The sequence below is a fragment of the Tabrizicola sp. genome, assembly GCF_031377265.1.
Taxonomy (GTDB): domain Bacteria; phylum Pseudomonadota; class Alphaproteobacteria; order Rhodobacterales; family Rhodobacteraceae; genus JAUYQR01.
This window is the reverse complement of the sequence record NZ_JANMET010000360.1, coordinates 1-10,927: the sequence shown is the minus strand read 5'-3', so window position 1 is coordinate 10,927 and position 10,927 is coordinate 1. Positions and strand designations below refer to the sequence as shown.

Annotated in this window: 9 protein-coding genes and 1 pseudogene; 5 read left to right on the top strand and 5 right to left on the bottom strand. The window is 62.4% G+C overall.

What is annotated here, in order from left to right:
- Positions 1 to 281 (bottom strand): annotated as a pseudogene (gene pyrB, locus RMO18_RS19150) (aspartate carbamoyltransferase catalytic subunit); the annotation flags it as partial.
- A gap of 283 nt (positions 282 to 564) precedes the next feature.
- Here pyrB and RMO18_RS19145 point away from each other — a divergent pair.
- The 4 genes from RMO18_RS19145 to RMO18_RS19130 all read left to right on the top strand — a co-directional run bounded on the left by RMO18_RS19145 (position 565) and on the right by RMO18_RS19130 (position 6,839).
- Positions 565 to 1,374, top strand: coding sequence for a uracil-DNA glycosylase (locus RMO18_RS19145; protein WP_309668088.1), 810 nt, complete (start codon positions 565 to 567; stop codon positions 1,372 to 1,374).
- Positions 1,371 to 1,913, top strand: a complete 543-nt coding sequence (gene moaB / locus RMO18_RS19140; protein WP_309668087.1) for a molybdenum cofactor biosynthesis protein B — start codon at positions 1,371 to 1,373, stop codon at positions 1,911 to 1,913. The genes RMO18_RS19145 and moaB overlap by 4 nt, the downstream gene beginning before the upstream one ends.
- Before the next feature lie 80 nt (positions 1,914 to 1,993).
- Positions 1,994 to 3,448, top strand: coding sequence for an efflux transporter periplasmic adaptor subunit (locus RMO18_RS19135; RefSeq protein WP_309668085.1), 1,455 nt, complete (start codon positions 1,994 to 1,996; stop codon positions 3,446 to 3,448).
- Position 3,449: 1 nt separating this feature from the next.
- Entirely contained in the window at positions 3,450 to 6,839 is a 3,390-nt protein-coding gene (locus RMO18_RS19130) for an efflux RND transporter permease subunit (protein WP_309668084.1), read from the top strand.
- A 56-nt stretch (positions 6,840 to 6,895) separates the two neighbouring features.
- Here RMO18_RS19130 and RMO18_RS19125 read toward each other — a convergent pair whose 3' ends face one another.
- The gene (locus RMO18_RS19125; RefSeq protein WP_309668083.1) at positions 6,896 to 7,690 is read right to left on the bottom strand and encodes a protein-disulfide reductase DsbD domain-containing protein; all 795 of its coding nucleotides are present in this window, start codon (positions 7,688 to 7,690) and stop codon (positions 6,896 to 6,898) included.
- A 151-nt stretch (positions 7,691 to 7,841) separates the two neighbouring features.
- Here RMO18_RS19125 and RMO18_RS19120 point away from each other — a divergent pair, with 151 nt between their 5' ends.
- Positions 7,842 to 8,405: a YqgE/AlgH family protein gene (locus tag RMO18_RS19120; RefSeq protein ID WP_309668090.1), complete on the top strand. Its 564-nt coding sequence runs from the start codon at positions 7,842 to 7,844 to the stop codon at positions 8,403 to 8,405.
- Between the two features lie 419 nt (positions 8,406 to 8,824).
- Here RMO18_RS19120 and RMO18_RS19115 read toward each other — a convergent pair whose 3' ends face one another.
- From RMO18_RS19115 to RMO18_RS19105, 3 genes are all read right to left on the bottom strand, one after another.
- Positions 8,825 to 9,202 (bottom strand): hypothetical protein, encoded by a 378-nt coding sequence (locus tag RMO18_RS19115; RefSeq protein WP_309668081.1) that lies wholly within the window; start codon positions 9,200 to 9,202, stop codon positions 8,825 to 8,827.
- Positions 9,199 to 10,341 carry a hypothetical protein gene (locus RMO18_RS19110; RefSeq protein WP_309668080.1) on the bottom strand — a complete coding sequence of 381 codons (1,143 nt, stop codon included), beginning with the start codon at positions 10,339 to 10,341 and terminating at the stop codon, positions 9,199 to 9,201. The genes RMO18_RS19115 and RMO18_RS19110 overlap by 4 nt, the downstream gene beginning before the upstream one ends.
- 59 nt (positions 10,342 to 10,400) lie before the next feature.
- A partial coding sequence (locus tag RMO18_RS19105) for an aldehyde dehydrogenase family protein (RefSeq protein WP_309668078.1) occupies positions 10,401 to 10,927 on the bottom strand: 527 nt, incomplete at its 5' end.

Here is a 10,927-nt window from a genome sequence, read left to right as displayed (position 1 = left end):
GCGGTGTCGATCAGCGTTTCGCCCTTTTTCACCGACGAATGCGCCACCGACATGTTCATCACATCCGCCCCCAGCCGCTTGCCCGCCAGCTCGAAACTGGCCTGCGTGCGGGTGGAGTTTTCAAAGAACATGTTGATCTGGGTCATCACCGCCAGCACGTCGGACTGTTTCACCGTGCGGCGGTTCAGGTCGACATAGCGGTCGGCCAGATCAAGGATGGTCACAATTTCCTGCGGGGCCAGATGTTCGATGCCCAAAAGGTGGCGCGCGCGAAAGATCATCGGTGTCTCCTGCCGGACTGCCCCGCTTATGCCAAAGCGGCGCGGGCGGAGCAATGCCGCTCGTCATCCCCGCGCCGTGGTCGCGTCTGCCCGATTCGCGGCACATGGTTAATCAGCCGCTGCCACAGCGCGCGTGGAGACGGCGCGTAGACGCAGGGTAGACGCAAAGAAGACGCAAGGAAGACGGTGAAAAATGAACGAATTCAGTGAATTAACCGACCGCGCGCCCCGACCCCCGCCCAGCGTTCTGGAAGCGGGCGCAACAACGCCCTAGGATGCCCGCATGGACACGGCGATCAGCACACCCGAGGGTATTGAAGACGACTGGCATGCCGCCCTCGCGGCACTGGCCTGGCAGGTCGATCTTGGCGTGACCGACCCGTTGGGTGACGCGCCGGTCAACCGCTACGAACTTGGCGAGCCGGTCCGCGCAACGCCTGCTGCCCCTGCGGTTCGCACCGAAACGCCCGCGCACGGCCCGGCCTCAGACGAAGACCCCGTCGCCGCCGCCAACGCCGCCGCCAGCCGCGCCATGACGCTGCAAGACCTGCAATCCGCCCTTGCCGCCTATGACCATTGCGATCTGAAACGCGGGGCCCGAAACTTGGTGTTTGGCGACGGCAACCCTGCCGCGCGTGTCCTTATCCTTGGCGAAGCGCCGGGCAGCGAGGAGGACCGCGACGGCCGCCCCTTTGTCGGGCGCGCAGGTCAGCTTTTGGACCTGATGTTCGCCGCCATTGGCCTGTCGCGCACTGCTGAAAACCCAGCGAACGCGCTCTACATCACCAATGTCCTGCCGTGGCGCCCCCCCGCCAACCGCGACCCGGAGCCTGCGGAAATTGCGATGATGCGCCCCTTCGTGGAACGCCACATCGCATTGATCGACCCGCAGGTGATCGTCGTCATGGGCAACACCCCCCTGATCGCGATGACCGGAAGCAAAGGCATCCTGCGCGCCCGCGGCACCTGGACACAGGCGCTGGGCAAGCCACTATTGCCGATGACGCATCCGGCTTATCTGCTGCGCAACCCGGAGGCCAAACGCGAGGCTTGGGCGGATTTGTTGAGCCTTAAGGCAAGGTTACAGGGATGAGCCGGATCGACGAAAGCAAGGACTTCATCCCCGTCCGCATTGCAGTGCTGACCGTGTCTGACACCCGCACCGCCGCTGACGACCGCTCTGGCGACACGCTGGTGGCGCGTTTGACCGAGGCCGGGCATGCGTTGGCGGCCCGTGGCATCGTGACCGACGACAGGGCCGTTATCGCCGCGCAGCTTCGCGGCTGGATTGCCGATCCTGGTGTCGATGTGATCCTGACCACGGGCGGTACCGGCCTGACCGGGCGCGACGTGACGGTCGAGGCCCACCGTGATGTCTATGAGAAAGAGATCGAGGCGTTCGGCACCGTCTTCACCATCGTTTCGATGCAGAAGATCGGCACCAGCGCGGTGCAGAGCCGGGCCTGTGGCGGGGTGGCGGGTGGGACGTATCTTTTCGCTCTGCCCGGCAGTCCCGGTGCCTGCCGCGATGCCTGGGATGAGATCCTGCGTTGGCAGCTCGACTACCGCCACCGTCCCTGCAACTTTGTCGAAATCCTTCCCCGCCTGGACGAACACAACCGACGGAAATAGCCGTCCCGGACGTCACAGGTTTGTGGCTGGCAAGCCGCCGATGCGACGCTACATTGACCTTGGCGCAAGACGGGGATGCCATGCGGTTTTTCGGACGGAGCCTGACTGGTCTGTTTCTGTTTGCGGTGACGCTGGGGCTTTTGGGCCTTGCGGTTGCCCTTGTGGCCGATGCCCTGCGCGCGCGCAGCGCCGAAAACGCCCAAGCAATGCCGCAAGAAGAACGTGTGGTGACGGCCAATGTGATGACCCTGACACCGGCTGAAGTGACCCCCGTGCTGACCGCCTTTGGCGAGGTTCAGTCGCGCAAGACGCTGGAATTGCGGGCAAAACGGGCTGGCACCGTGGTCTGGGTGGCCGAGGAATTCAAGAATGGCGCTGCCGTGGCCGCTGGCACCCCTTTGCTGCGTTTTGACCCCATCCCCGCCCAAGAGGCGCTGGCCCTTGCGCGCGCAAATGCCGACGAAGCTGCCGCGGTTGAGGCCGAAGCGAAGGCTGCCGTCAGCCTTGCGCAGGATGATCTGGCCGCCGCCGAAGCACAGGCCCTGTTGCGCCGTCAGGCCTTTACCCGGCAGCAGGATCTTGCCACGCGCGGCGTGGGGTCTTCGCAAGCGGTTGAAACTGCAGAACTTGCGGCTTCGGCCGGTGATCAAGCGGTTCTGTCGCGCCGCCAGTCATTGGCCACCGCCGCCGCGCGGGTAGATCAGGCGGTCGTCGCGGTGACCCGTGCCGCAATCGCGCTAGGCGAGGCCGAACGGTCCTTGGCCGAAACCGAACTTCGGGCCGAGTTTGCCGGTCTATTGGACGGGGTCACCCCGGTGATCGGAACCCTCGTCGGCCCGAACGAGATGCTGGGACGGATCGTCGACCCGCAGGCGCTTGACGTGGCGATGCGGTTGTCGACGGCGCAGTTCGGGGTCTTGTTGCAACCGGATGGCACGCTGATCCAGGGGGCGGTGACGGCGGTGCTGGACGCGGGGCCTGCGGACATTTCGGTGACCGGGCGGCTGGACCGGGTCGGCGCGTCGGTGGGCGAAGGCCAGACCGGGCGGCTGGTCTATGTGGCTCTGAACGTGGCGCAGGGTCTGCGGCCCGGTGATTTCGTGACCGTCCGCGTCGACGAGACAGCGCTTGCCGATGCGGCCCTGATCCCGGCCACGGCCATCGGGGGTAACGGTACGGTGCTGGCAGTCGGCCCCGAGGACCGCTTGCAAGAGCTGCCGGTCGAAGTTTTGCGTCGGCAGGGCAATGACGTGATCATTGCGGTTGGCGCGCTGGCCGGGCGCGACATCGTGACCGAACGCTCGGTTCTTCTGGGCGACGGCATTCGCATTCGTCCCGTGGGTCGGGGGGCCACCGGCGACCTCGCTCTGACCACAGTAACCCTGACCGCAGAGCGCCGCGCCGAACTGATTGCGCTGGTCGAGGCGAATGTTGAAATGCCGGCCGAGGCAAAGGCACTGGTCTTGGAACAGTTGCAGGCCGATCAGGTGCCGGTTCACCTGATCGAACGTCTGGATCGCCGGATGGGCGGATAGGATGGATCTGATCCGCTATTTCGCCCGTCACCGCACGGTCGCCAACCTGTTGCTGGTGTTGATGGTGGTGGCGGGCCTGATCGCCGCAACCCGCATCCGCGCGCAATACTTTCCCGATGTCATCCTGTCCGAAGTCGGCGTCACTGTTGCCTGGGAAGGCGCTGGTGCCGAAGACGTGGATCGCGCCATCGTTCAGGTGCTGGAGCCGGTGTTCCTGTCGGTTGACGGTGTGACCGACGTCATTTCCAGCGCGAGCGAGGGTCGGGCGGCGCTGGAGCTTTCCTTTGAGCCGGGCACCGAGCTTGCCCGGGCGGAGGAGGCGGTTCAGGCTGCGGTCGATGGCATCGGCACGTTGCCCGAAGGGGCCGAGGACCCCGAAGTGCAAGCCGCCGCATGGCGCGACCGGGTGACGGATGTGGTGATCAGCGGGCCGGTCGGGGTGGACCAGCTAGCCCGCTTTGCCGATGAATTCACCGGGCGGCTGTTCGCCGCTGGCATCACACGGGCGACCGTCCAGGGGCTGGCCGCCCCACAAACCGTGGTCGAGGTTCCGTCCACTGCGCTGATGCGCCACGACATCACGATGGCCGAGATCGCCGAGGCCATCGGGGCTGCGGTAAGAACTGCGCCTGCCGGTGAGGTGGGCGACGGCACTGCCCGGGTCCGCACCGGCACCGAACGCCGCAGCCTTGCCGAGATCGAAGGGATCGTGCTGCGATCCCTGCCGGATGGGACCAAGCTGACCGTCGGTGACGTCGCGACCCTGCGCACCAATGATGCCAATTCGCAACGCGCGGCCTTTGTCGGCGACAACCCCGCGATGACCATCCGCATCGACCGGGCCGATGACGGCGACGCGATCCGCATCCAAGCCACGGTTGGCGAGGTGGCCGCCGCGATGCAAAAGGTTCTGCCGCCGGGCGTGACGGTCGATCTGGTACGCTCGCGCGCTGAACAGATCAGCGACCGGCTGGTGCTGCTGATTGACAATGGCATCCTCGGCCTTGTGCTGGTGGTAGGGCTGTTGTTCCTGTTTCTCAACGCCCGCATCGCGCTGTGGGTCGCGGCGGGCATCCCGGTGGCGATGATCGCGTCGCTTGCGGTGATGTATGCGGCGGGGCTGACGCTGAACATGATCTCGCTGTTCGCGTTGATCATCATGCTGGGCATCGTGGTTGATGATGCCATCGTCGTGGGCGAACACGCTGACTTTCGGGCGCGGACCCTGGGGGAAAGCCCGCGGGAGGCAGCGGAAAATGCCGCGCACTGGATGGCGGCGCCGGTTTTCGCATCGTCGATCACCACGATTGTCGCTTTCCTTGGCCTGATCGTCATCGGCGGTCGGTTCGGTGATCTGATCGCCGACATCCCGATCACTGTGGCGATCGTGCTTCTGGCGTCGCTGGTGGAGTGTTTTCTGATCCTGCCGAACCATCTGGTGCACGCGCTGCGCGACACCGGACGCGAGCCTTGGTACGACTGGCCATCGCGGCAGGTAAACCGAGGGATGGAGTGGTTCAAACGGCGGCTGATGAAGCCGGCACTGCGGCTGATCATCATCGCGCGCTATCCGGTTCTGGCAGTGGCCGTGCTGGCGCTTGCGGCGCAGATGGCGTTGTTCTTGAAGGGTGATGTGCAGTTTCGGTTTTTCAATGCGCCGGAGCAGGCGTCGGTCACCGGCAACTTCTCGATGCTGCCAGCGGCCACGCGGGACGACAGTCTGGCGATGATGCGCGAGTTGCAGCGAGCGACCGACGTGGTCACCGCAGCGTTTGAGGCTGAACATGGCCTGAACCCCGCGACTTTCGTGCTGGCCGAGGTTGGCGGCGGGTCGGGGCGCGGTCTGGCCGGTTCGGATACCAAGAGCGCAGACCTTTTGGGTGGAATCTCGATGGAACTGATCAGCCCGGATCTGCGCCCCTATTCCACGTCTGACTTTGTGACAGCGCTGGAGGAAGAGGTGATCGCGCATCCGTTGCTGGAGGAGCTGAGCTTTCGTGGCGCGCGCTTCGGGCCGGGCGGAGATTCGCTGTCCGTCGATCTGTACGGTGCCGAGGCGGCGCAACTGAAAGCGGCGGCAACCGCGCTCAAGGCCGCACTTGCAGTCTATCCCGAAGTTTCGGGTCTGGAAGACAGTCTGGCCTATGACAAGGAGGAATTGGTTCTGAACCTGACCCCGCAGGGCGAGGTTCTGGGCTTTGACACCGCAACTCTTGCCCGTGCGTTGCGGGATCGGCTGAACGGAATCGAGGCCGCGACCTTCCCCGATGGCGCGCGCGAAGCTTCGATCAGGGTGGAGCTTCCCGCCAGCGAACTGACCGCCGATTTTCTGGACCGCAGCCTGTTGCGCGCGGCCTCCGGGGTCTATGTGCCGCTGGCTGATATCGTTTCGGTGGAAAGCCGGTCCGGGTTCTCCACGGTGCGGCGCGAGAACGGCCTACGGATCGTCACCGTCTCCGGCGAACTGGCCGAGGATGATCCGGCCAGGGCCACCGAAATCCAGCGGGCCATGCAGGAAGACATTCTGCCGCGGATTGCGCAGGATTTCGGGGTTGCCTGGCAACTATCCGGTCAGGCCGCGGATGAGCGGGAGTTTCTGGGCGGCGCCGGGATTGCCCTGATCGCGTGCCTGCTGGGGATCTACCTGACCCTCGCCTGGATCTTCGCGCATTGGACGCGGCCGCTGGTCGTGATGTCGGTCATTCCGTTCGGCCTGGTCGGGGCGATCTGGGGCCATTGGGTCTGGGGGGTGCCGTTGTCGCTGTTCTCGATTGTCGGGTTGATCGGAATGGCGGGCATCATCGTCAATGACGCCATCGTGCTGGTCACCACGATCGACGAATACAAGGAAAAGCGCGGCCTCTTTCCGGCAATTGTCGATGGCGTGGCCGACCGGTTTCGCCCGGTCCTGCTAACCACGCTGACCACGGTGCTTGGCCTCGCACCGCTGCTGTTCGAAGAAAGCTCACAAGCCGAGTTTCTGAAGCCGACGGTGATCACGCTGGTGTTCGGTCTGGGCTTTGGCATGGTGCTGGTGTTGCTTGTCGTTCCTGCGCTGATGGCAGCGCAGGCCGACATTGCGCAGTGCTTTCAAGCCTTGCGCCGGATGCTGCGTGGCCGCTCTGGCACCCTGCGCGGTCCCTTCGGTCTGGCCATGATTGCAATGGTCGGTCTGGCGGCCGCGCTGCTTGGACCGGTCGTGTGGGATGGAACGCTGCCCGGCTGGATCACCGTCGCGGTGCCCTGGCTGGCCGCCACGCCGCCAGCCTTTGCCGCGTTCGGAGCGTTTCTGCTGGGCGCGGGCCTGCTGTTCATTCTGGCGGCTGGTGCCGCGCTGGTCAGGATCAGGCAGCGCGACCGTGTTGGGGGCAGCAAGCTTGGGGGGCATTGAGCCCCCGCGCGCTTGCGTTGCCACGGACATCTGCAGCGTTCGCCAAAGTCAGACGATCAGGGCGCCGGGCAGCCACGAATTTCCACGGCTTGATCGTTTGACAGGACAGTGATGGTGATTGCCGACCTGTCCAACGCGAACGGGACGCCAGAATGATCAACCATCTCGGTGACAGCAATCAGGCTCTTGCCTTTGCGGCCTTCCAAGCTTTCGGCGACCCAGACTGAGGGATCGGCGGTCTCGAACGCCACCACCTCGTCGCCGCCGCGGTCGGGCAGGGAAATCGTCGCCGTTACGCGCAAGCCATCGGCGATGGGATCCACGACACAGGCAACCGCGCTGACGCCAGCTTCGGAGGCGGTCGCTGGACGCTGGTCGAGTGCTGCGCTGATCAGGGCATCCGGTGCGCCGGGCGGCAACAGATCCGTCGACAGCGACAGGCTGGCCGGCAGACAGATCTTGTCACACACACCGAGGTCGATCTGGGCTGCAAGGTGCATGGGTTTTGTCGGGTCGATGGCGGTGACTTCGATCGGCAGGATCACGGCGTCATGATAGCCGATGCTCTGCATGCCATTGGTGTGAAACACCGTCGGTGCCGGCCAATGGATCTCGATGGAGCGGACATTCGTTGACCCTGACCAATCAAAGCTTGGCGGGATGCCGGCGTCGCCGGGGCTGCGCCAGTATGTTTTCCAGCCCGGCGCGAGATTGAGTTGCAGCCCTGCCATATGCGCACCGTTCGGCATTTGCCATCCTGAAAGGAAGGACCCGGCCAGGACATCATCCTGCGTCGAGGCGATTGCGGGAACGGCATGGAGGGCGGCGAGGAGTATGCATGTGCGGATCATGCTGTCAGTGATAGGGTTTCGGTCGGGGGAGGGAAATCACATTGCGGCGACGGACCGTGAGCTGTGGCGGCTGGGCCACGTGTGGCAATCAACGCTTGAGCCGAAGGCGTGGCGGGGTCATGCTGGGGCCGGAGCAAGAGACGATGGCGCGATGGAGCTGGCAGGCAAGATTCTGATCGCAATGCCGGGGATGGGCGATCCGCGCTTTGAGCGGAGCGTGATTCTGGTCTGCGCCCACACGGCTGAGGGGGCGATGGGGATCATCCTCAACAAGCCGGCGAGGGAGATGACTTTCGCGGGGCTCTTGGAGCATCTGAAGATTCCGGTGGCGCCGGAGGGGCGCGACATCCGGGTTCAGATCGGGGGGCCGGTGGAGCGGGGGCGGGGGTTTGTGCTGCACTCGCCGGACTGGGGGCGGAACCGGTCGGATGGGGCGACGATGGTGGTGCCGGGCGGGTTCGAGATGACTGCCACGATGGATATTCTGCAGGCCTTCGCGCGGGGGGGCGGGCCGGAGACGGCGCTGTTGGCGCTGGGCTATGCGGGGTGGGGGCCGGGGCAGCTGGAGGCGGAGATCGGGCGGAATGACTGGCTGACGGGGGAGGCGGATGCGGGGCTGGTGTTTTCGGGGGAGGATGGGGAAAAATGGGGGCGGGCGTTGCGGGGAATGGGGATCGATCCGTTGAGCCTGTCGGCGGCGTCGGGGCGGGCGTGAGGGGTTGTCCACGCGTGGACATTTTTTGCCCCATTGATTTTACAGCATTATTTTGGCGCTGTTAAGGATTTGGCAAGGATTGTCCACGTGGTTTTGGCTCGGCTGGGGGAGCCTCCGGCGGGGATATTTTTGGACGGATGAAATCGGGATGTGGTGTGGTTGTCGGCTGGGGTCGCGCGGTGTGGCTGGTTGGTTGGCGTGGGGGGCGTTGATCGGGTGATCCGCTGAGCTTGAGTGCGGCGGCGGGGCGGGCGTAGGGGCCGCAAGGGATTCCGTTCGGTGGGTTGGATCAAGGGGTTGGTGGGGATGTTGGGGTCTTTTTCCCGTCTTCTTTGCGTCTTCCTTCCGTCTCTACGCGCGGGGAGAGAGGAGGGCGTTAAGGATTGGGGGCGAATCAGATCCTTTCGGATGCCACACGATCACGGAACATAATCAAGGCCATAGAGAGCCGATTTGTTCGCTAGTTCACGAGCTTTTCGTTTTCGATCAGATGTGCCGAATGGAGAAAAATCAGCGAAACAGTGCGCCGGATTTGTCGGTAGTTTGTCTTCAAAACAATTTATAGATTGAAAATTAAAATCTTCAACAAGAACCCCGCACACGCCCACCGTCGCTAGGCCCGAATTCTTGTGGCGATCGTAGGCGTCATTTGCAGAGGTTAACATGAGGCGATCTAGGCTAAGCTTAAAGCCATGGCTCGCGGATGGGTTGAATGCGGAACTGCTGATCCTTCCGTTGTCATAATCAAGCGGATGCAAATTCCTGACAACCCTTTCTGCCACTGCGAGTGAACTCATGCTATGAATTCTCCCAAATCGTCCAAATGCGACAGAAGTTTAGGAGTAACGGCAAAAAATGCTTGAGATTTCATGTCGGCGTCACTGTCATCGAAGGCCTCTAGCAGGATAACGTCGTCGGTCAGTGAGAGAATGATCTCGATGTTCTCGTGTGTGAACTCAAAATTGACACCGCCGCTATCAGTTGGAAACGCAGAGATTCCTGAATACAGCGCTGAAAGGTAATTTGACAGATCTCTGGCCCAATGCATTGTGCGCTTTGCAATTTGATTTCCAATACCATCCCTCCATCCCTCTTTCAGCAATGCCAATTCATCGAGCCTTGTTCCGAGCCGAAGACCCTCTGATTGTACTGGATATCTTTCAATACTTCTCGCTTCTATAACTTGACTTATTGTGCCTTTGATCCCAATGCGCACAAATGCAGAGAAAGTCACAGTTTGATTGAGGGAATTGCTGAACTCATTCCGCAACCGCTCTCTTGAAATCGGGAAGGAAAAAACTCCATACTTTGACGTAAGTTTGAGCTTTTCAAGGGGATCATCGATACCACTCACAATCGCTCGGCCGGAAATCTCCTTAGCTTGGGGTCTTCTGACTGCATCAATCATGCGATAGGCCGTGACCGGCGAGTATCGAACGCTGGGGTTCGAGCGTGTCACGCCATTGGTGGAGACGATGTTGAGTCTATCCCCTTCAGCGAGGTCATCCGCCAGAAGCTTTAAATCACTTCGCATCGCGTGAGGTAGCGGATTAACGGTTAAATTGTCGTTAGCAGCTTGAGCCTCGCGAAAAAAGCGCGCTTGGGCCAGTGAAAGATAGTCTACGCCATGATCTTGAAGTGGCAGAGTTGCATCATAAAAAGGATCGCGACGAACCGCTGCTCGCGCACTTCCATTACTTAAGGCCGCAAAGGACAGCGACAGTTGATTGCGAAATCCTTTTGGGAGTCGTGCCTTTTCAGGATTCTTTTCTCGCCATATTTCGACTGCAAGTTCACGAAGGATTCTCTGGTACGCGGCAATGTTGTCAAAGAAGTCCAAGGGCAAATTTGCGTGCGCGAAACGAAGCCCCTCAAATCGAAGAGTTGCGAAGCCGTCGTCATCTCTTTCTGGACTCTCAACTTCCACGATATCCACCAGTCCACACTACGAGGTAACTTGGATAAGTTGGCCTTGTGGCCAAAATGTGAAAACTATCACTCCCCATACGGCACCCAGATCGTCTTGACCTCGGTCGCGTGGGTCAGGAACGTCCGGCCTTCGCCCTCCGCGCCCATCCAATCCCGCGCTTTGCCGTGGTTGACCCAGGTGCGTTTGACGTTAAGGGCGCTTTCCTTCTCGATCAGGGCCGAGAGGTTGGTGGAGGAAAAGCTCCACACGGCATCGACGTCCATGTGACCGGCCAGTGATTTCGCCAGATCGGCGGGGGGGCCGGTGACGATGTTGACGACGCCGGCGGGGACGTCGGAGGTATCCAGCACCTGATAGAAGTCGGTGGCCGCGAGGGGGTAGGCGGCGGAGGGGACGAGGACGCAGGTGTTGCCCATCGCGATGGCGGGGGCCATGACGGAGATGAGGCCGAGGAGCGGGGCCTCATCCGGGCAGAGCGCGCCGATCACGCCGACGGGTTCGTTTTTCGCCAGCGCAATGCCGCGGATCGGCACGGATTTGGCGGCGCCGTCGAATTTGTCAGACCATGCGGCGTAGGTGAAGAGGCGCTGGA

Excerpts from the sequence above, each read along its gene's own strand:
- RMO18_RS19120 (WP_309668090.1), top strand. The coding sequence starts at position 7,842 with ATGGAGCTGGCAGGCAAGATTCTGATCGCAATGCCGGGGATGGGCGAT.
- moaB (WP_309668087.1), top strand. The coding sequence starts at position 1,371 with ATGAGCCGGATCGACGAAAGCAAGGACTTCATCCCCGTCCGCATTGCA.
- RMO18_RS19115 (WP_309668081.1), bottom strand. The coding sequence starts at position 9,202 with ATGAGTTCACTCGCAGTGGCAGAAAGGGTTGTCAGGAATTTGCATCCG.
- RMO18_RS19130 (WP_309668084.1), top strand. The coding sequence starts at position 3,450 with ATGGATCTGATCCGCTATTTCGCCCGTCACCGCACGGTCGCCAACCTG.
- RMO18_RS19135 (WP_309668085.1), top strand. The coding sequence starts at position 1,994 with ATGCGGTTTTTCGGACGGAGCCTGACTGGTCTGTTTCTGTTTGCGGTG.
- RMO18_RS19125 (WP_309668083.1), bottom strand. The coding sequence starts at position 7,690 with ATGATCCGCACATGCATACTCCTCGCCGCCCTCCATGCCGTTCCCGCA.
- RMO18_RS19145 (WP_309668088.1), top strand. The coding sequence starts at position 565 with ATGGACACGGCGATCAGCACACCCGAGGGTATTGAAGACGACTGGCAT.